The sequence below is a fragment of the Vibrio fluminensis genome, from assembly GCF_015278125.1.
Taxonomy (GTDB): Bacteria; Pseudomonadota; Gammaproteobacteria; order Enterobacterales; family Vibrionaceae; genus Vibrio; species Vibrio fluminensis.
The window spans coordinates 292541-312441 of record NZ_JADILO010000001.1 but is presented as its reverse complement, the minus strand read 5'-3'; the positions used below and the strand labels follow the sequence as shown (position 1 = coordinate 312441).

General features: G+C 44.7%; 16 protein-coding genes. 9 read left to right on the top strand and 7 right to left on the bottom strand.

Going from position 1 to position 19901, the window contains the following annotated elements; all coding sequences use genetic code 11:
- Positions 1–71 precede the first annotated feature (71 nt).
- Positions 72–707 carry a LysE family translocator gene (locus IRQ95_RS01385; protein ID WP_194435224.1) on the top strand — a complete coding sequence of 212 codons (636 nt, stop codon included), beginning with the start codon at positions 72–74 and terminating at the stop codon, positions 705–707.
- A gap of 94 nt (positions 708–801) precedes the next feature.
- Here IRQ95_RS01385 and IRQ95_RS01380 read toward each other — a convergent pair whose 3' ends face one another.
- Positions 802–966 carry a hypothetical protein gene (locus IRQ95_RS01380; RefSeq protein WP_194435223.1) on the bottom strand — a complete coding sequence of 55 codons (165 nt, stop codon included), beginning with the start codon at positions 964–966 and terminating at the stop codon, positions 802–804.
- Between the two features lie 592 nt (positions 967–1558).
- Here IRQ95_RS01380 and IRQ95_RS01375 point away from each other — a divergent pair.
- The gene (locus IRQ95_RS01375) at positions 1559–2671 is read left to right on the top strand and encodes an oxidoreductase (RefSeq protein ID WP_194435222.1); all 1113 of its coding nucleotides are present in this window, start codon (positions 1559–1561) and stop codon (positions 2669–2671) included.
- Between the two features lies 1 nt (position 2672).
- Here the strand turns inward: IRQ95_RS01375 and IRQ95_RS01370 are convergent, their stop codons facing one another.
- Complete coding sequence (locus IRQ95_RS01370) at positions 2673–3629, bottom strand: helix-turn-helix domain-containing protein (protein WP_194435221.1); 957 nt, start codon at positions 3627–3629, stop codon at positions 2673–2675.
- A gap of 89 nt (positions 3630–3718) precedes the next feature.
- Here IRQ95_RS01370 and IRQ95_RS01365 point away from each other — a divergent pair, with 89 nt between their 5' ends.
- Positions 3719–5080 (top strand): serine hydrolase domain-containing protein, encoded by a 1362-nt coding sequence (locus IRQ95_RS01365; RefSeq protein WP_194435220.1) that lies wholly within the window; start codon positions 3719–3721, stop codon positions 5078–5080.
- A gap of 373 nt (positions 5081–5453) precedes the next feature.
- A complete protein-coding gene (locus IRQ95_RS01360; protein ID WP_194435219.1) occupies positions 5454–5837 on the top strand; it encodes a DUF2541 family protein in 384 nt (127 codons plus the stop codon).
- A gap of 84 nt (positions 5838–5921) precedes the next feature.
- Here IRQ95_RS01360 and IRQ95_RS01355 read toward each other — a convergent pair whose 3' ends face one another.
- The 3 genes from IRQ95_RS01355 to IRQ95_RS01345 all read right to left on the bottom strand — a co-directional run bounded on the left by IRQ95_RS01355 (position 5922) and on the right by IRQ95_RS01345 (position 7173).
- Entirely contained in the window at positions 5922–6272 is a 351-nt protein-coding gene (locus IRQ95_RS01355) for a rhodanese-like domain-containing protein (protein ID WP_194435218.1), read from the bottom strand.
- Positions 6273–6374: 102 nt separating this feature from the next.
- Entirely contained in the window at positions 6375–6755 is a 381-nt protein-coding gene (locus IRQ95_RS01350) for a thiol-disulfide oxidoreductase DCC family protein (protein WP_228481050.1), read from the bottom strand.
- The gene (locus IRQ95_RS01345; protein ID WP_194435216.1) at positions 6748–7173 is read right to left on the bottom strand and encodes a DUF3429 family protein; all 426 of its coding nucleotides are present in this window, start codon (positions 7171–7173) and stop codon (positions 6748–6750) included. The genes IRQ95_RS01350 and IRQ95_RS01345 overlap by 8 nt, the downstream gene beginning before the upstream one ends.
- A gap of 350 nt (positions 7174–7523) precedes the next feature.
- Here IRQ95_RS01345 and fdhF point away from each other — a divergent pair, with 350 nt between their 5' ends.
- Complete coding sequence (fdhF, locus tag IRQ95_RS01340; RefSeq protein ID WP_194435215.1) at positions 7524–11729, top strand: formate dehydrogenase subunit alpha; 4206 nt, start codon at positions 7524–7526, stop codon at positions 11727–11729.
- Positions 11730–11858: 129 nt separating this feature from the next.
- Here the strand turns inward: fdhF and IRQ95_RS01335 are convergent, their stop codons facing one another.
- On the bottom strand, positions 11859–12767 hold the full coding sequence (locus tag IRQ95_RS01335) for a glucosaminidase domain-containing protein (RefSeq protein WP_194435214.1): 909 nt from the start codon (positions 12765–12767) through the stop codon (positions 11859–11861).
- A 457-nt stretch (positions 12768–13224) separates the two neighbouring features.
- On the opposite strand from IRQ95_RS01335, the gene IRQ95_RS01330 reads away from it, so the two are divergent.
- Positions 13225–14433 (top strand): NupC/NupG family nucleoside CNT transporter, encoded by a 1209-nt coding sequence (locus IRQ95_RS01330; RefSeq protein WP_075649868.1) that lies wholly within the window; start codon positions 13225–13227, stop codon positions 14431–14433.
- 243 nt (positions 14434–14676) lie between these two features.
- Here IRQ95_RS01330 and IRQ95_RS01325 read toward each other — a convergent pair whose 3' ends face one another.
- Positions 14677–15225 carry a DUF2301 domain-containing membrane protein gene (locus tag IRQ95_RS01325; protein ID WP_194435213.1) on the bottom strand — a complete coding sequence of 183 codons (549 nt, stop codon included), beginning with the start codon at positions 15223–15225 and terminating at the stop codon, positions 14677–14679.
- Positions 15226–15629: 404 nt separating this feature from the next.
- Between IRQ95_RS01325 and IRQ95_RS01320 the strand changes: the two genes are divergently transcribed.
- From IRQ95_RS01320 to IRQ95_RS01310, 3 genes are read left to right on the top strand one after another with little or no spacing between them, the layout of a single operon-like run.
- Complete coding sequence (locus IRQ95_RS01320; RefSeq protein WP_194435212.1) at positions 15630–17207, top strand: sensor histidine kinase; 1578 nt, start codon at positions 15630–15632, stop codon at positions 17205–17207.
- Positions 17191–18585 (top strand): sigma-54-dependent transcriptional regulator, encoded by a 1395-nt coding sequence (locus IRQ95_RS01315; protein ID WP_348541570.1) that lies wholly within the window; start codon positions 17191–17193, stop codon positions 18583–18585. The genes IRQ95_RS01320 and IRQ95_RS01315 overlap by 17 nt, the downstream gene beginning before the upstream one ends.
- The gene (locus IRQ95_RS01310) at positions 18582–19808 is read left to right on the top strand and encodes an ABC transporter substrate-binding protein (RefSeq protein WP_194435211.1); all 1227 of its coding nucleotides are present in this window, start codon (positions 18582–18584) and stop codon (positions 19806–19808) included. Before IRQ95_RS01315 ends, IRQ95_RS01310 begins: the two co-directional genes overlap by 4 nt.
- Positions 19809–19901: the final 93 nt, after the last annotated feature.

Below are 19901 nucleotides of genomic sequence, written 5' to 3'. Positions count from 1 at the left end.
GGTTCAATTTTGTACAAGAGAGGCGAAAGATATTGAAATAATCTTATGTCATCGATTTTGAGAGGTGGCTTATGAGTTTATTTTTCTTGTGGTTTAGTGTGATGTTTCCACTGGTTTTTAGTCCTGGCCCAGCAAACATTGTATTTGCAGCATCGGGAGCAAAAGTTGGTGTTAAGCGCTCTATTCCGCTTCTTACTGGAGTTGACAGTGTTTTTATAGTGAAGTCATTGGTGATTGGCTTCGGGTTGGGTAAGTTTGTCGAAAATTATCCCCATGTCATGAATGCTATGCAGATTCTGGGCGCGTTATACTTACTCTACTTGGGGGCTAAATTTATCCAAACCGATGCTAAGTCTGAGATCTCGGTACAGAAGACTTTGGGTTTTGTCGATGGATTAGTTATTCAGTTATTGAATAGCAAAGGTTGGTTGATGGTCTTTTTGATGTTTACACTCTTTACCGATCAAGCCTATTTGTTATTCGGTGAGCAAGGAACCTTAGTTTTAGTTCTATGGCTGGCAATACTCAATATCTCAATACACTTAGTTTGGATCAAGATGGGGCAATTGTTGGCGAAAGTATCTAACAGTCCTTCATATCAAAAGGCGATGAACCTATTTTATGCGTCTTGTCTGTTTGTCGTGTCGGGATGGCTGATAGTAGACAACCCCATCTGGGAGGGGATCGCTGAAATAAGTTCACTTTAGAAAGTGATTTTAGTTAGATAAACTAATGATTTAAGGCGATACTCTCACAAATATTTGCTGAGAGTATCGCTTTTTCAATTCCGTGAAAGGCTGGTTACAGTACCCAAGATAGGCTTAGTAACAGAACTACTGCTGAAGTAGAAACGAACATTACTGCAAGTGTTAGGACTTCTTCTAGAGTCGATACTTGTTGAGTGCTTTTAGTTTCTGTTTGAGTAGCCTTATCAGTGTCCAACATTGATAGTAGTGCTGAGTTCATAGTCTCCACCTTATGTAATCAAGTTTCAAAAGACACGGTAAATATTACTCAAAATGTGACATGCGTCAAATAAAAACTGCAATAAAATTACAATTATTTTTTGATCTTTACATTAGCTTTTCTAATTGATTTGTATGTGCTTTTTTACAATCCTATATAGGGTGAGGCTTGCGGGTTAATTTATAAATTTAAGCCGATTGTTTCGACCTTTATTTTATAAAATAACTCGTATCAATTTATCTCCGTCCCTTATTTCAATGATTAAGCTATCTCAACCTTAGTGGGAAGGGTTATATCGGCTATTTTCGTGCGTATTTCGTTATTGTTTAGAGGCGACGAAAGCAAGGCTTTAGTAGTATTAAGCGTAAAAACCCTCACTTTTTTTTAAATTTACTACAAATAGTTAATCTAGATTAAGGTTTTGCTGTCGCTAGAGCGTATCATTAGCTCATAAACTTTGTGGTTTAAAGTGCACAAAAGAGAACAGCTATGCAGTGATGCATGGCTGTTCTCTTTTTTGTTCTTGCTCTCAAGCGATGAAAAATCGCGAATATTGAGACAATAAAAATAATAAACACTTAGAGGATTGGATGTGAGTTTCCTATTTTCCCCAAGCCGTATTGGCAACATGACTTTAAAAAACCGCTTTGTGCGCAGCGCAACGTGGGAAAACCTTGCTACAGAAGATGGCCACATGACAGATCGTCTCTATGAGATCTATGAGGAGCTGGCACAAGGTGAAGTTGGCTTGATCGTGACGGGTTATGCCAACATTGTTGAAGAAGAGAAGCCGAACGCAGGTATGATGGGGATGTACAACGATTCATTTATCCCTGAATACCAAAAATTGACGGATCTGGTGCACCAATACGACTCGAAAATTGTTATGCAGCTTGCTTATGGCGGCACTAAAACCACGTTTAACGTGGGTGAACGCGTAATCTTTGCACCAAGTGAAGTGCCTGAACGCGGTACCAAAACGCAAGGTAAGGCGATGACAAAAGCAGAAATCGACTACATAGTTGAAGCTTTTGCATTGGCAAGCAAGCGTGCGCAAGACTCAGGTTTTGATGGCGTTGAAATCCATGCGGCGCACACTTACTTGATCAACCAATTCTTAAGCCCATACTACAACCAGCGTGAAGACGAATATGGCGGTAGCTTAGAAAACCGCATGCGTTTCTTAGTCGAGATTTATCAAGCAACGCGTAAACTTGTCGGTGATAATTTCCCAATCTTGGTTAAGCTTACTGCTACCGAGTTTTTTGAGGGTGGCGCCACCTTTGATGAAACACGCGTTGTATGTAAGAAGCTAGAAGAGTTAGGTGTTGATGCGATCATTATTTCCGGCAACATTCACGGAAATGCTAGCACTATGATTGGCGAACAATTTGATGGCTACACGCTACAAGCTGAAGGCTATTTCCACGAATATGGCGATGTGATCAGTCAAGACGTGAATGTGCCAGTGATTACCGTTGGTGGATTAGGTGATATCTGCGCGATTGAAGAGATCGCTGAGCGCACTAATATCCAATACTTTGCTTTGTCGCGTCCTTTGATGGCTGAACCATTGCTAGTTAAGCGCTGGTTAGAAGCCGATCGCAAACCAGTTGATTGTGAACGCTGTTCAAAGTGTCGTACCAAGCGCGGTAACTTCTGCGTGGTTTACAATAAGCCGAATCAGCGTAATCGAGCAGCTTAGGTTAGCGTTTGGTTTTACTTTTTTTATATTGGGCTGGAGTGACATGACTCCAGCTCTTAAATGCTCGATTAAAGTTAGACAAATCATTGAAGCCACACCGCCAAGCTGTTTCAAATGGTGTTGTACCACTCTCTAAACATTTCCTTGCTCGTTGATATCGAGCATTGTCTCGAAGCGCTTTGAAGCTGGTTTGGTGCTGATTGAGTTTACGTTGAAAAGTCCGCGTTGAGGTGCCAATCAGTGGACAAAACCACTCTAAAGTTAAGTGAGGTAATGCGGCATAGGTATCCATTAGTTGTTCAATTTTTTCTAGCCATTTAGGCTCATTGTCAGCCATCTCTATGGCGATAAACTCTTCAGCTAGTTCAATTTCTATTGCGCCATATTCATGGTCAAAACTCAAATTTGATTGTTGAAAAGAACTCACCAACTGGCGAGATAGGTGAGCGGGTGAGCGCATCTTTATATTTTTGGGGAGCCAATGGTTGCCGAGAAATGTCTTGCACAAAGAAATCAAAGCCAATGAGCGGAACCACTCTGCTTGTTCATAACCTCTCGTGGTGGGCGGAAATGCACTCCGGTGGCAGAGAAACCAACGATCGTCGATTTTTGAAACCCATAACATGACATGGTTGTTCAGCGTTGGCATCAGGTCGTTCAACTCGTGCAATGCTTGCTCAAGATTATGGCATTGGCTTAACGCGGTATCCAACTCGGGAGATATTTGTTTGATGTTAATTAAATGACCAACTTCGATTCCTATTTTGCGTTTGCTCAGCTGTACCATGGACGCAATAAAACTGATGCATTGGTCTGATGGGAGCCAATAAGTGTTGGTTTGGATGTCTTCAGGAATCGCGTGTTGAAGAGCGACTTTACGCCAATCTAGATCGTAGCGAGTAAAGTAGTTAATAAAAGGGAGCAAATTGTTAGAACTAGATAGATGAATTTTGTCCATTTTTACTCTCGAATTTTTGGCGCGAAATGACCTAATTTAATCATAAGCCTATCACTATAATTTTCCTCAAACAATCGAGGAGATTATTTATGAATTTATACTCAACTGTACTGATTGCTGGCTGTGTTGTTATGAGCAATGCATCGATAGCAAATGATGAAAACCTTGTATCGAAGGCACTGAAAGTCGATGGTGCTCTTGTTACTTTGCCAATAGAGGCAGCAAAGTTGCCTTATAGCAATGAATTCATTGCCGAAGCTCGTCAGAACTTTAATAACTTCCATTGGCAGATGGGGGGTGATCATTCTCTTTACTACAATATGCATATGAATGAGTTTATGCAAACTGCTTTGGCTTCACCGAGTCACACGTATAAACCATTAGTGAAAGAGATAGACAATCGCTTGGATAACATGCTGGTTAAAACCTCAGCAAGAGGTGAGATCACAATGCAAGAATACCTCACCGATCCTCAATTTCGCACCCAAGGTTTTCTGTTACTCCATAAAGGTAAGATCGTTTATCAAGCCTATCCAGGAATGAAGCCAACAGATCGCCATATTTGGGCTTCTTCTTCTAAAACGATGGTCGGTGTGGTCGTCGCTATGCTTGTGGAAGAGGGTAAAATTAGTGAGGCAGTGAGTGTCACGGATTATATTCCTCAGTTACGAAATACCGTTTGGGATAGTGTAACCGTAATGGATCTTCTCAATCATACGACTGGCCTAGCTAATGAAGAAACCGCTCAGTCAATTATGAAGCCTAATTCGCCAGTAGTACGATTTTTTGCTTCAGCTATAGGTTCAGAGAACCACGATACTCAATCGCAAGATAGTTGGATGGATGTTGCTCGCGATACGCAAAAAATTGAAGGAGAAAAGGCTGGAGAAAGATTTCGTTATGCTTCAATGAATACAATGCTATTGACACAAATAGTAGAAAATATAGAAGGAACGACTTGGACGAAAGTATTCGAAGAGCGAGTATGGTCGCACGTTAATGCGCGTCAGCCGATGCTATTTAATCTCACCCCGGAAGGTAGTGCGATTGCGCTGGGTTTAGTCTCTTCAACGTTAGAGGACATGGCAAGATGGGGAGCACTATTTACTCCGAGTTGGCAGGCTGTAGCCGACAAGCCTGTGATTAGCCCGGCACTGATTGACCATATCCGTGTAAAAGGAAACCCTAAGGCATTTGAAGGCTCCGCCAAACAGGCGAGTTCGATGCATGCGTTCAATGAAAAAGCAGACTATCACGCCTACCAATTCGACTATGTATTTAGTGATGGTGCAATGGCAAAAAGTGGTAATCTTGGTCAATTTATCTATATTGACCCTGATCGAGATTTTGTTGGTGTAGCGTTTTCAACCAACCCTTATCACTCGGGCTTTGGTGAAAGCAAAGCCCCTGCATTAATGCGTCAGGCTGCGAAAGTACTCGCTGGCCAATAGAATTCGTGTCTTTTGAGGGCGTGTTTATCTTGCGTGGTTAAATTTTGTTTCAGGCCAATGCATACTTGGCTTCTTTTACTGTGTTATCGGCTTCTAGTCTAGGCTATCTGCACTTCGAAGCCTTTATCTTGTATGAAGAATCCACAAACTGATATTAAAATCATCTCGAAAGATAAACACGCCCTAATTAATTGAATTTAATCAAGTAAAAACTAGGCAAGTTATTTTGATCATTTCATAGCAGCAGCTGATGCTTTGCAAGGTTACTGTCAGCGGCTTGCTAAATTTACTCACTTGGACAAAAAAGAACTAACACCTTTAGCAACGAAACCATAGAATGCGCGCCGATTTAACAATTATTGATTGAGTTAGAATGGCGAAGAAATCTTTAATCCTTGGTGCGCTGTTAGGTTCACTATTACTTAGCGCGAACGTACATGCAGACGACAAATTTACTTTAGGTCGTACAATTTTACTTGAGCATGGCAAGCATGCTGCGAAGATTCCGCTATTGGTTTGTCGTTACACCAATGCGATTCAGGTTAAAGCTGAAAAGGAGCTTGACCTGCGTAAAGCGGTAGTAAAGTTCCAAAATGGTGAAAGCAAAACGTTTAACTTCTACCGTGGCTTTGATAAAGATGAAAAGAGCGATTGGCGTTATTTCGGTAAGCGTCGCTGTGTGAAGAGTATTGATGTTTACGGTAACTCAGAAGGCTCAAAAGCAGGCGTACGAGTTTACGGTAAAGAAAAGAACTAGTCGAGCTGGCGCAAAAGCGCATTGCATCAAGGTTTTAAATAGAAAAATCGCCCATCGAGGGCGATTTTTTGCATTCAGATTTGGCTATTTGGCGGACTGCATTTCTACTAAGCCACCACCGTTATGTACTTGAGTAAAGCCTTGCTCCACTAAGTAATCGTAAGCAATACCAGAGCGGTGACCACTACGACAGTATACGACGATAGGTTGATCTTTATCGATGTTTGAGAAATGTTTGTCTAGTTCAGACAAAGGGAAATTCACTGCATTATCTAAATGACCGGCGGAAAACTCTTGTGGTGTTCTCACATCGACGATCATTGCACCTTGCTGGATCTTTTCCCACCCCACTTGAGCGCGTTCTGATGCGTGCACCGAGAGGGCTGATAGACTTAAACACAAGGATAATGCTAATAAATGGAAAACCTTTCTCATAACTCGTCCATGATTCATTTGTTAGTAGCGAAAGTATATCAAGGGATTGGACAACCTGATGACAGAATTATTTTCGATTGGTGAGCTAACTGACGAAAATATCTAGAGCTCACACTGCTCGCATTTAGATTTTCCAGTCAGTAAACGTGACAATCGGTAGCGATTTCGAGCAAATAACCAGTAGCCAACATTGGCGACGTTGCGGATGATAGGGAGTCTCAGTAGTGTTAGGTAGCGTTTGGTTCCTGTAAGCTCCCAAAGATACACATTAGCGTCTACACCAAGTCTTAATGTGCCGTTCTCATCAAGCACGTGCAAAACCCGTTTGCTTTCGGCAATGGAAATCTCTGGATAACTTGACATCAGATCGCTATCGAGCACATTCACAAAAGTGATACGCTTGGTGAGGTGTTTACTTAGGGCAGTCATCTCCCTGACACACAGTGGGCAGCTCGCATCATAAAATACAGCAATATTATTCAACGCTTACACTCCAAGAAAGCAATAAAATCATTAAAGCGTGACACGCTATGACGACAATGGTCAGCACTTTACGTAAATGATAATAGCGTTGGTTACGTCGTTTACGTTCGCTAATGAAGTTCATTAAATGGGTCAGCATTAATCCAAGAATAGCACCGACAATCTTAACTTCCGCTATCAGTGCAAAAGCAATGGTGCAAAGCACAATACCATTAGAAACCATCAGCATGTAAGGTTTAGCACACGGCTTATCAACCTCTCGTCCCCACAGTGTACCCGCCATAAACGCAGCGATACAGACGCTGTATGCGGTAAATAGCTTTACAGTAAGTGACGGTGTCACTAAGTTTGGTGTTAGCAGTAAAAGTGGCAGTACCAAGAAGGGCACCAGTCCAAAGTAACCAAGCTTTTTAATCATACAGTTACCTACGTATTGAGTTGTTTTACGATCAAGTATGGATGATGTTATTAAGGAATGACGGTTAGATTAGCGTTGAATTGTGTAACAACTGTTCGTTATTGGCCTACCTCAGTAATAGAGGGAACTGATAAGACCAGCACCTAAGTTAATGGTCTAGTTCTTGTTTAAGCTTTTTAAATGTCTAAATTATCAATAGTTTGTGGATTTTTATGCGAACAATATGGACAAAATGGTTAGTTTTGATGAAATGGAAATTAAGTTAGTGTGAGATTTGTAGTACGAATTTTATAAGCTAGAGGGTATCCTTAACTTTTGTAAGGCTATTTAGGCTTCGCTGCAGGTACCCTATGATTGAAATCGTAATTAATGGCAAGTATCGCTTTGTAGAGGAAGGCGCGACGCTTCTGGAAGCGGCCAAAGTGTGTGGAGTAGAGATTCCATCTCTATGTGGGCTAAATAAATCAAACCAAAAAGTGCCCTGTGATCTGTGTGTGGTTGAAGTAGAAAGTGGCGGCACTGTGCGTGCGTGTGAAACCAAAGTCTACTCTGGTCTCAATGTGATCACCCAATCTGAACAACTAACAGAACATCGGAGAAAAGCGCTCAATCGCATCATGCAAGACCACTATGCGGATTGTGAAGCGCCGTGTAAAACTGCTTGTCCAGCGGGTGTGGATATCCAATCTTATTTGTACTTCATTGCACAGAATGATCATCAAAAAGCGATTGAAGTGATTAAACGCACGTTACCGATGCCACTCTCTATTGGTCGAGTTTGCCCTGCGTTTTGTGAAAGCGAATGTCGCCGTTCTTTAGTTGATGACTCGATAGCGATCCGTCAGCTAAAACGTCACGCTGCTGACGCGGATCTTGCTGCGCAAGAGGCGTATGTCCCTGAGAAAAAACCAAACAAGGATCTGTCGATTGCGATTGTCGGTAGTGGACCGGGTGGCTTAACCGCTGGTTATTATCTATCGAATGAAGGTTATGATGTCACGGTATTTGAAGCGATGCCTAAAGCGGGCGGCTGGCTTCGTTATGGCATTCCTGAATATCGTTTACCGAAAGCTATCCTCGACAAAGAAATCGAGCTGATGTGTCGTAACGGCATGCAGATAAAAACCGGGCAAAAGCTTGGAAACGATTTTACGCTTTCCCAACTGAGCGAGCAGTACGATGCCGTTTGTCTCGCCGTTGGCGCTTCACTGGCGGTTGAGATGAATTATACCGGCAGTGATTTAGCTGGTTGCTATTTGGGTGTTGATTATCTCAAAGACTATGTTACTGAGCGCACTTACACTACCGGTGAAAAAGTGGCGGTTATCGGTGGCGGTAATACCGCGATAGATTGCGCGCGCACTGCTCGACGCGCCGGCGCTGATACCACAATCATCTACCGCCGTACTCGCGAAGAGATGCCAGCAGAAGACTATGAGATTGTTGAAGCAGAGCATGAAGGGGTTAAATTTTTATTCTTAACCAACCCTGTAGAAAATATCGCCGATGAAAGTGGTCGCGTGCAATCTGTTCGCCTAGAGCGAATGGCGCTGGGCGCTCCCGATGCTTCAGGGCGTCGCAGTCCAAAGGCAACGGGCGAGTTTTTCACCGAAGAGTTTGATACGGTGATTGCTGCTGTATCACAAAAGCCAGATTTAAGTTTCTTAGAAAACGATGAGCTGACTCTGCCACTAACGCGTTGGAATACATCGGAATCGAACCCGCTCACCATGCATACAGGCACCGGCAATATTTTCAGTATTGGCGATTTTCGCCGTGGACCGGCGACTGCCGTTGAAGCGGTAGGCGATGGGCGAGTTGCAGCAAAAGCGATCGATCTGTTTTTAAATGGTGATATGGCTGATATGCCAAAACCGGCATTCAACTCACGCAAAGAGCCTGCGCTGAAACAAGTGGATCCGGTTCATTTTGAAACTTTACAAAAAGTCGCGCGCACCATTATGCCAGAGCTTACGCCTGCGCAACGCGAGCAAAGCTTCGCGGAAGTGGAACTCGGATTTGATAATGATGAGGCAATCAAAGAAGCGGCGCGTTGCTTAGAGTGTGGCTGCCAAGCGAATACCAGTTGTGATCTGCGAGATTATTCGACTGAGTACCAAGCTGAGCAAAAGTTTGATTATTCGCTCAATGTTCAGTCTCATCATGACTGGCTTAATCTGCGAGCAAAAGATCCTCGCCATAAGTTCAGCGTCGACCGCAGTTCAGAGTTTATTGAGTTTGATGCCAACCGCTGTATTAGTTGCGGTCAATGTATTCAAGCCTGTAGCGAGCAAGCAGTCCATGGCATTCTCAATTTTGTGCATGACCAAAATGGTCGACCGGCGTTGCGTCCTGATGATCGCCCTCATTTCGGCAAGAGCTGTGATGGCAAATTGTTGATGGGTGACTCTAACTGCGTGCAGTGCGGTGCATGTGTGCAAGCTTGTCCGACCGGAGCAATGGTTGATAAGCGAGACCGCTCTCAAGGGCGAGTAGAGCACTTAAAGAAAGTGGATACCATTTGTACCTATTGTGGTGTGGGTTGTAAGTTGACCATGCATGTTGATGAAGCGAAAAACCGCATTCAATATGTAACGGGAGCTAACTCACCGGTTAACCAAGGCATGCTGTGCGTGAAAGGTCGTTTTGGTTTTGACTTTATCGGTGATGAAGGGCGCTTAACCACGCCGCTGATTCGTAAAGATGGCGTGTTGCAGCCAGCAAGTTGGCAAGAAGCGATTACGCTGATCGCCAAAAAGTTCACTGCGATTAAGCAGGACTTTGGCAGCAATGCACTGGCGGGTTTTTCATCGGCTAAAACCACCAATGAAGATAACTACGCCTTCCAAAAATTCATTCGCCGAGAGCTTGGCACTAATAACGTTGATCACTGTGCGCGCCTTTGTCACGCATCGACGGTGACTGGCTTAGAAGCGTCGTTAGGCAGTGGGGCAATGACCAATGATATTCCAAGTATCCAGCACTCGGATGTGATTTTTATCATCGGTTCAGACACGACCTCGGCACACCCGATTATTGCTTCACATATTAAGCAAGCAATACGTCATCACGGCGCCCGTTTGATCGTGGCAGACCCGAAACGCATTGATATGGTTGATCATGCAGAGCTGTATCTTGCGCATCGTCCGGGTACAGATGTGATGCTGCTAAACGGTGTGATGCAACAAATCATCAAAAATGGCTGGTATGACGAAGAGTATATTGAAGAGCGCGTTGATGGCTTCGATACCTTCTTGCAAGAGGTAATGTCACCGGCTTATGCGTTGGATAAAGTAGAACTGGTCACCGGGGTCAGTGCGAGCGATATCTTCGCGATGGCACGTACCATTGGTACCGCTAAACGTACTGCCGTTTACTACTCGATGGGTATCACTCAGCACACCACGGGGCATGATAATGTTCGCTCGATCGCGAACTTACAGCTGCTGTGCGGCAACATTGGTATTGAAGGCGGTGGTATTAACCCACTGCGTGGTCAATCGAATGTGCAAGGGGCATGTGATATGGGTGCGCTACCAAATAGCTATCCAGGTTATCAGAAAGTGTATAACCCGATGGTACGCCAAAAGTTTGCCATTGAGTGGGACGCGCCAGATCTGCCAATTGAACCGGGTTTAACCTTGACGGAAATTATTCACGCCGCTTGCCATAGAGAAGTGCGCGGATTGTATGTCATGGGGGAAAACCCAGTTCTGAGCGATCCTAACCAGCAGCACGTCATTGAAGGTTTGGAAGCGTTAGATTTCTTAGTGGTGCAGGATATCTTCCTGACGGAAACGGCGCAGTATGCGGATGTGGTATTGCCAGCTTATTCATTTGCTGAAAAATCAGGACACTTCACGAATACTGAGCGTCGAGTTCAACGGGTTAATGCAGCGTTAAAAGCGCCGGGTGAGGCAAAAGAGGATTGGTGGATCATTCAAGAAATCGCCAATGCGATGGGCTCTGATTGGCACTATCAAAGTGTGGCTGACATCACCAGTGAGATAGCGCGTGTAACACCACAATACGCGGGTCTTCAATGGGAAAGTATCACGCCAAACGGTGTGCAGTGGCCAAGTTGTAAAAATAACCCACATGGCACACGTATTATGCACCAAACGCAGTTTACTCGGGGTAAAGGGCAGATGGTGGGCGTACCGTTCCGTTATGCAGCAGAGTTGCCTGACGAAGAGTATCCTCTGGTATTAACGACTGGTCGCATACTTGAGCAGTTCCATACCGGTACGATGACACGTAAAACCAAAGGGTTAGACAATTTGGCTGGGCCTAGGGCGATGATTAGCGTTCACGATGCCGAAGCTATGGGTATTGGTAATGGTCAGCGTCTACGAGTCTCAACGCGCCGTGGCTCGATAGAGATTGATGCATTCGTGACTAAGCGTATTCAGCAAGGGGTTGTATTTATTCCATTCCACTTTGTTGAGTCGCCAGTTAACCGTTTGACGACCACGGCAACCGATCCGCACGCTAAGATCCCTGAGTTCAAAGTAGCCGCGGTTCGTATTGAGGTGTTACAAGTAGAAATAGCGTAGTAAAAGTCACTGGCTTTTATCCTGTTTAATTTAAAAGGGGCGTATCTATTTGAGATACGCCCCTTATTTTATTGTCAGCTCTAAACTACCGCCTAGGGCGGTGGTGATTGTTTTAGAGAGATGAAATCATTAATGGCGAAAGCGGATGATTTCTGAGTTAGCCGTCTCTAGTGTTACATGGTCGAAACTGTCTAAGTGATGGCGTTTAATCAGCGAACGCAAGTTGTCGACATAGGCTTCACCGCGGGTTGAGTAATGGGCAAGCGCAGCGACTAACTCATAACCATTAAGGTTATTTTGCATGCGAAGGTTTTGGCGCATGTGCCACAACTCTTGGTATGCGCGCGTGGTGTTCAGGTTGTGCATATAACTTGCGGTACCAGCATAAAGATTATCAAACGCAGCAACTTTGACATGACCACCTGGTGTGGTGAGGTATTTACCGCCATGGGCAGGGAGATGTTCACCGTACAAACTGTTGCCTTGAACCGCAAAATGGCTGGTTCCCCAACCACTTTCATCAATACCTTGAGCCAGCACCATACCCACCGGAATGATATCAACGTGCAGTAGAAGATCATGGATATCGTTGGATTTCACATCATAGGAGATCATGAGTTGTTTAAGCCAAGCTTGCTCCTGTGCTGTCCTGTGGGTACGAGGCTTTTGCGCTAACTGTTTTATCTCAGAGCGCACTTCAAGGATTTGATCGTTAACGGCTTTAATGGTTGGTAGCAGCAGACGAATAAACCCTGACGTTTTCTGTTCAACCGAGAGGGTATTTAAGTCTTTAGGTAAGTTTTCGATGAAATAGCTTGGCAGTTTATTGCTTGTCGCGACTTGATCGAGTTGATAATGGTTGTGCTCAAAATTAGTGATCAGTTGCTTGGCTGAGCTGAGTTCAGTGACTTGCTCAGTTGGGTAAGGGTGCGCAATCTGCTCAGGAGAAAGAGGTAAAGATGTTGCGGCATGAGCCGAAACAGAGAGCAGTGTCAGAAGGCTAAATGTTGTAAAGCGAGAAAGTGATAATGAGGACATTCCGGTTTCTCCATAATGTCAGGTAAATCCGCTTTTGTGTGCAAAATAAGCAGGATTAATGTGCTACTAGTATACGGTCTGATATTCGGTTAGAGCCAGCGATCAAAATCAAACATTAAGTTTGCATGCATTATTTAGAATAATTGGTTGTTTTTTGACTAAACGATTCTCCAAGTGATAAATTTAACAAAAGTGATCATTGTCACAGAGAAATCGAGTCACTATACTCCGCGCTCGACTGGGAACGAAAACGTTTACCTGGTCGGCTTTCAATCAGCTGAAAAATGGAAACTTGCCCCAAGGAACAGGGCCCAGCGTAACTGTGAGCGTTTACGGGCCATAAATCCGCCACCGGGCAAGATAACATGTTTTCGATGTTACCTGCGCGTGTGCGCGTCTGATTTTTGGTTCCGCCTTAATACAGATATTTAGCACAGATACATAGCAAGGTAACAAAATGCAAATCATCTACAGCTTGGCTGGCATTTTCGCGATTTTAGCGTGCGCATTCGCACTTTCAGAAAGTCGCAAAAACATCAATTGGCGTACTGTTTTAGGCGCATTCGCACTTCAGGCAGGTTTTGCCGCACTGGTTCTTTATTTCCCTCTTGGTCAATCTCTACTTGGCTCAATCAGTAATGGTGTATCGGGCATTCTGGCATTCGCTGACGAAGGCATTGGCTTTGTGTTTGGTGAGCTAGCAACTGGCAGCTTTATTTTCGCAATTCGCGTTCTTCCTCTGATTATCTTCCTTTCTGCGATTATTTCTCTACTTTACTACCTAGGTATCATGCAAAAACTAATCTTAGTGATTGGTGGTGCGATTGCTCGCGCGCTGGGTACATCAAAAGTAGAGTCATTGGCTGCAACAAGTAACATTTTCCTATCAATGAGCGAAGCATCGCTTATTGTCCGTCCTTTCTTAGCTAAGATGACTCGCTCGGAACTGTTCGCGGTTATCGTGGGTGGTATGGCATCAGTAGCGGGTTCGGTACTTGGTGGTTATGCCGCTCTAGGTGTAGAACTAAAATACCTAATTGCAGCAAGCTTCATGGCGGCTCCAGGCGGTTTACTAATGGCTAAAATGATGGTTCCGGAACGTGAAGCTTCAGCAGCACAAGATGAAATTGAGCTAGAAAAGAGCACCGATAGTAACATTATTGATGCGCTTGCTTCAGGTGCAATGAACGGCGTGCGTGTTGCTGTTGCGGTGGGTACGATGTTGATCGCGTTTGTCAGTGTGATTGCTATGGTGAACGCTGGTTTTGAAATGGTAGGTGAACTTGTTGGCGTGCAAAACCTAACTCTGCAAACCATTTTCGGTTACCTATTTGCACCGTTAGCGCTATTTGCTGGTATCCCAATGGATGAAGTATTCGCGGCTGCAGCACTTATCGGTCAAAAGACGGTACTGAACGAGTTCGTGGCATTCCTAGATTTCGTTGCAGTGAAAGAGACGCTATCTGCTCACAGCCAAATCATCATCACTTTTGCTCTGTGTGGTTTTGCTAACATCGGTTCTATCGCAATCCAACTAGGTTCGATTGGTGCTATGGCGCCAGAACGTCGCCATGACGTAGCGAAACTGGGTGTACGCGCAGTTACTGCCGCGACACTGGCAAACATGATGAGTGCAGCACTAGCGGGTCTATTTATCGCGCTGTAAGATTATACTGATATACTCAGAATTCAAAGCCCACTTTTTAGTGGGCTTTTTGCTATTTAGTGCTTGTAGAAAGATGCAATTATACCAATCAGGATAAGAAAGTGGTCAGAAAATTGCGCAAGGAAAATCGCTTAGAACTAGGCGCAGATTGTAGCTAACTAGTTATTCTAATTGCAAAATCTGCAACAACGTTATCAGCGATTTTAATCAGCAAGAATGATCAAAGACTTATGCTGATTGGTATTACACTTCGTAATTAGCTTTAATGCCGATATCGAAGTGCAGTGGCATGCGCCATTTTTGATATGACAAATAACCAATAATTAAACTAGCAACAATCATTACGAGTGCCGCATACAAGGCTAAGTTTAGCCAAAGCAGTAGTACCGTACTGGCAAGTAACAGCGGGACGAGTTTTAATCCAACCACTTTAAAACAAAATGACTCTTTGAGTGCAATGCCAGAGAACGTAATAAACAGAAAGCCAAGAGATAGCCATACACGGCTTTGCTGCCCATCACTCAGCATTAAAATAATGCCAATCCATGCCGACCATACAATGATGGTGCGCACCATTTTGTTGTAAACGTGAAGGTTTGCGGCGGAGAGAGCCGTCGCGATACAGGTCAATACGAGTATGCCTGACCATAAATCGGCATGTTGAATTACGCCTGTCAAAGCCACTGCCATTGCGAACAGTGCGATAGCAAACAAACTGATCCCGGTTCGATAAAGGCAAACACTTAACTTATCGAGGTTATCGAGCTTTTCTTGGTATTCAGGGTTTGCCATGGAGTGTTCCTTTGTGACTTCGAGAATAACGGTTTGAGAATACACTGCTTTTTCAATATACGACCATTCATTTCGCAATTCACTTAGTTGTTTATTTAGGCAGACGACGTGACGAGTGACCCAGTTAGATGTTCGACATAAGTCTTGTTAACGGTATGTTTACAATATGCTAATGTAAACCATGAACCTGCATAGAACATTTATCAAATAATAATTAAGCAGGAGAGAACCCTAACTTAAGCTTGCTAGGCGGCGCTATGGCTTACACCAGTAGACAATCGATCCGGTTTTGGAAAAATAGCCTCGTTAGACGCTTTTTTCTCTTATCGCTCTTGGTGGCGAGCCTACCATTATTAATTACGATAGTGGTGTATGATCGATTAACCGCCGGGTTAGTCGCGGAAATGGCAAGAGAGCGATCACAGCAAGATCTTTTGCAGGTCAAAAACAGTATTTATCACTACAGTCGTCAGCATCTGCATGCCTTAGAAGCACTGTCTGAACTACCTGAAATCACAGGGTTATTCCAACCAACAGAGCGCTCTTACCACTCCTCAACCACATTAAGTCTGATTCATTTTGATATTGATCGACCGGAAATCTATGGGGCGCTGTTTTTCGATTCTAATTGGCAATTAATTAATGCGCTGCCTGGGCAAAGCGCCAGCGGTTATCCCTATTGGGGACGTGGTGAGTTTGATATTTCCGCCTTGAGTAAGCAGACGTTTGCTTCCGCTTATTTAATCGGTCCACAAGTGGCTACGCCAGGGAAGTCGGCTTGGTACTTAATGGCGCAGCCTGTCTATGCATCAGGTAACCGCCAGCAGTTGGTTGGCTATCTGGCCTTTCAGTTACGTCTTGCCAGCTTAACCTATTATCTGTCCGTTGGTGATTATGATGACACCATGCTTTGTCCATTTTCTAGCACCAATGAATCTTGCTTTGATGCGTTGGCCAGAGTGGTTGATAAACCAACGGTCATTGGAGAAGCAGAAGCGATAGTAGCCGATTGGCAACTGGTTAGCTTTACGCACAGCGAACCGCTGCTCGCGAGAGAGCATGAACGTTTGCTGGTATTGCTAATGGCGGTGTTGGTGCTCTCTTTAGTGACAACCTTTTTTTATTTCTTAGTTAAAAGAGTGCGGCGTCGGGTCGTCCCTTTGATCGACGTTGCCAATGCCGTATCAGCAGGCAACTGGGCGGTGAAAATTCCAGTTTCTGGCAATGATGAGATCTCTCTACTGGCTGGCGCATTCAATCGTATGACTACTCACTTAGACTCGTTAATGCTGGCTCGGGGGGAAGCAGAGCGCAAAGCGGTATGGGGTGAATTTGCAACTGGTATTGCCCACGAAATTCGTAATCCCTTGGCAACGATTAAAGTGTGCGTGCAAACTTTATCACAGGGCAAAGAAGAAGACCGAGAGCTACAGAGTTTGATGGTGGGTGAGATTGATCGTATCAATCAATTGATTTCCAGTTTGCTCAATTATGCTCGCCCACCGGATCCAGAAACGAAACAAGTGCAATTGGCGAATTTGATTCAACGGCTATCTTCGTTAATTGCCCCAATGGCAAAAGAGCGTGGGGTGATGGTTAAGCTAGATGACGCTTGTTTGCAAAATCAGGCCTCTGTCGAAGCGGATGAAAATCAACTGCAACAGATAGTGATGAACTTGCTGATTAACGCGCTAGAGGCATCTGAGTCTGGCAGTGAGATTGAATTAAGCATTGTAGTGACAAACCACAGTATCTCTTTAGTGGTCACTGACCAAGGTTGTGGTATGTCAGAGCAGCAAATCGCGACGATTAGCCAGCCATTTTATACAACAAAAACCACCGGAACAGGTTTAGGTCTCTCGGTTTCACAGCGTCTTGCGGAGATGAACCACGCCGTTTTGGAATTCTACAGCCAGCCCGGGATGGGCACTCAGGCAATATTGAGGTTTGATAGGGAGTCTTTTTGTGAATCAAACAGCTGATCATTCTCTTGCTGAAATAAAACCCACGTTATTGATCATTGACGATGAAGTCGCGCTAACTCGTTCACTGCAAATAGCGTTACGTGACCCAGAGTTTCACGTCGAAATCGCACACAATGCGCAAGAGGGTTTGAGTAAAGCGAATGCGCTACGGCCGAGTGCAATTTTGCTCGATTTACGATTACCAGATTGTGAAGATCTTAAGCCTCTGCAAAGGCTCAATACGATGCTGCCCGATAGTGCGGTATTTATGATGTCAGCGCATGGGGATATTAAAACGGCCGTTGAAGCCGTCAAACAAGGGGCGAAGGATTTTATCACCAAACCCTTTGATGTGACCGAACTGAAAACACAGTTGAGTCCTTATCTCTCTCGACCAGAGCCGACCAAACAAGGTTTGATAGGACAAACATCGATTATGGCTAAGTTAGTCAGTGATCTTGCATTAGTGGCCAGAAGCCAAGCGCGAACCGTGTTACTGCTTGGTGATTCTGGGACGGGTAAAACCGCAGCGGCAAATGAATTGCATCGCCAGAGTGAACTCGCGGATAAGGCATTCGTTGAGGTGAACTGTGCAGCATTGCCAGAAAGTTTGCTTGAGTCGGAGCTATTTGGTGTAGAGAAAGGCGCGTTTACTGGGGCGAATACCTCACGTTCGGGGTTAATTGACAGTGCAGATGGGGGCACTCTGTTTTTGGATGAAGTGGGTGAATTAACCATAGCTTTACAAGCGAAACTGCTCTCATTTCTTGAGAGCCAACGGTATCGCCCCGTAGGCTCGACGAAGGAGAAACAAGCGAATGTCAGAGTCATCACCGCGACTAATCGTGATTTAGCGACCGCAGTGGAAGAGGGGAGCTTTCGTGCCGATTTGTACTATCGCCTCAATGTTATGCCATTAACCTTGCCATCGCTCGCCCAAAGAGCGGATGACATTCCTTTGCTATTGGCGCATTTTGCCAAGCAATATGCGGGTAAGAGTGCGCCGATTGGTTTCCAGCCCGCAACGCTGCAACGACTTATTGATTACTCTTGGCCGGGTAATATTCGAGAGTTAAAAAACCTTGTAGAGCGCTTGTCGGTTTTGTATAGCGGAGTATCGATAGACACGGATAAATTACCCGTTGAGTTTGGCGAGTTGGCATCATCGCAGCCAGTTTTAACAGCGGGATTATCCCAAGGTGCAGGCGTTCATAATGAGCCCTGTCATGACGAACGTTTAGAAGCTATCTCATCTCGTCTAGCTGATGAAGAGAAACAAGTGATTCTGAATGCTTTAGAGCAAAGTGACGGACACAAGGGCAATGCTGCAAAGCTGCTTAATATTTCCCGTCATGCACTTAAACGGCGCTTGCAGAAACTAGGAATCGAAGCATGAGTAAGCGATTGACTTCTCTTACACTATTGGTCGTTGGCTTACTGGTGAGCACAATGGCTCACAGTCAAATCATACTGGGTGTGAGTAAGCAACAAGCGGATTTCGAAGTAGGGTGTATGTACCCTTTAACGGGGCCTTCTGCGCTGTGGGGAAACGACGCTGTAGTGGCGTTGGCTATGGCACTGGAAGAGATCCATGCGTTACCTGACTCGCCAAAGATGAGGGTGTATGTAGCCGATACTATGGGTAAGCAGTTTCGCTCACGTGAAATCGCCACGGGCTTTGTCAACCAAGAGGTCGATGTGTTGTGTGGAGTGGTGAACTCCAATATTGCTTTAGAGGTTTCACAACTTGCCAAGCAGCACCAAATCTTGTTTTTGGGAGCCGGACATAGCTCTGCAAGATTAACCGAAGATGAGCGCCATGCTTGGTATTTTCACTTGAACAATGATGCTTCTCAGTCGAGTGACGCGGGTGCGCGCTATCTGCGTGATGTGAAGCCAACATTGGAGTGGCAGACCGTTTCTTATATTGGTCCAGATTACGAATATGGCCATCAGATTTGGCAGACGATGATGACCAGTCTTAACGCTTATAATGTTGAGTATCAAATTAAAGATGAGTTCTACAGCCTGCTAGGGGAGACCGACTACCGGTTATACATTGAAGCGTTATTGGCAGACCCACCCGATGTGTTGATCAGTGGGCATTGGACACGCGATTTAGTCAGTTTTTTAGAGCAAGCCGCGCGCTCAGGACTGCTTGATAACACTCACTTCGTTAATTTTGATACCGGCGGTGGTTATTTTGTCCTTTCGCGGCTGGGCGATATTTTACCCGAAGGCGTCGTTTTATCTGGGCGCTCACATGTGAACTGGCCTGATACCAAGCAGAATCGAGCTTATATTGAGGCATTTTTCCAGCGAACCAAACGCTTTCCCACCTTTATTGCCCAAGATGCTTACACGGTAATGAAAGTACTAGAAGCGGCTTGGTATCAGGCTGATCGAAAAAGTTTAGTTGGTTTGCATCAAGCATTGCCCGGTCTGAAAGTTTCTCTGCCCGAAGACCCTCAAGGTTTTCAGTCGTATATTGACCCTGTGACACACAAAATAATGCAGTATCAAGCGATTGGTACAACCCAACAAGTTGACGGCTTTTTCCCTGCCACGCGGATGCTCGGCGACTGGTATGCCTACCCACCATCTTCTTTGCCTGACTAGATACTTTGAGCGCTCTGAGCGCTAACCGCTCAAGTTAGTGAGCGATTGGCGCTCATAGCAATCCCTCGATAGATAAAATGTTGTCCATATTTA

What these genes read in the sequence shown, in the direction of transcription:
- IRQ95_RS01385 (WP_194435224.1), top strand. Translation starts at nt 72, where the DNA reads ATGAGTTTATTTTTCTTGTGGTTTAGTGTGATGTTTCCACTGGTTTTT.
- IRQ95_RS01380 (WP_194435223.1), bottom strand. Translation starts at nt 966, where the DNA reads ATGAACTCAGCACTACTATCAATGTTGGACACTGATAAGGCTACTCAA.
- IRQ95_RS01370 (WP_194435221.1), bottom strand. Translation starts at nt 3,629, where the DNA reads ATGGACAAAATTCATCTATCTAGTTCTAACAATTTGCTCCCTTTTATT.
- IRQ95_RS01365 (WP_194435220.1), top strand. Translation starts at nt 3,719, where the DNA reads ATGAATTTATACTCAACTGTACTGATTGCTGGCTGTGTTGTTATGAGC.
- IRQ95_RS01360 (WP_194435219.1), top strand. Translation starts at nt 5,454, where the DNA reads ATGGCGAAGAAATCTTTAATCCTTGGTGCGCTGTTAGGTTCACTATTA.
- IRQ95_RS01355 (WP_194435218.1), bottom strand. Translation starts at nt 6,272, where the DNA reads ATGAGAAAGGTTTTCCATTTATTAGCATTATCCTTGTGTTTAAGTCTA.
- IRQ95_RS01345 (WP_194435216.1), bottom strand. Translation starts at nt 7,173, where the DNA reads ATGATTAAAAAGCTTGGTTACTTTGGACTGGTGCCCTTCTTGGTACTG.
- fdhF (WP_194435215.1), top strand. Translation starts at nt 7,524, where the DNA reads ATGATTGAAATCGTAATTAATGGCAAGTATCGCTTTGTAGAGGAAGGC.
- IRQ95_RS01335 (WP_194435214.1), bottom strand. Translation starts at nt 12,767, where the DNA reads ATGTCCTCATTATCACTTTCTCGCTTTACAACATTTAGCCTTCTGACA.
- IRQ95_RS01330 (WP_075649868.1), top strand. Translation starts at nt 13,225, where the DNA reads ATGCAAATCATCTACAGCTTGGCTGGCATTTTCGCGATTTTAGCGTGC.
- IRQ95_RS01325 (WP_194435213.1), bottom strand. Translation starts at nt 15,225, where the DNA reads ATGGCAAACCCTGAATACCAAGAAAAGCTCGATAACCTCGATAAGTTA.
- IRQ95_RS01320 (WP_194435212.1), top strand. Translation starts at nt 15,630, where the DNA reads ATGGCAAGAGAGCGATCACAGCAAGATCTTTTGCAGGTCAAAAACAGT.
- IRQ95_RS01310 (WP_194435211.1), top strand. Translation starts at nt 18,582, where the DNA reads ATGAGTAAGCGATTGACTTCTCTTACACTATTGGTCGTTGGCTTACTG.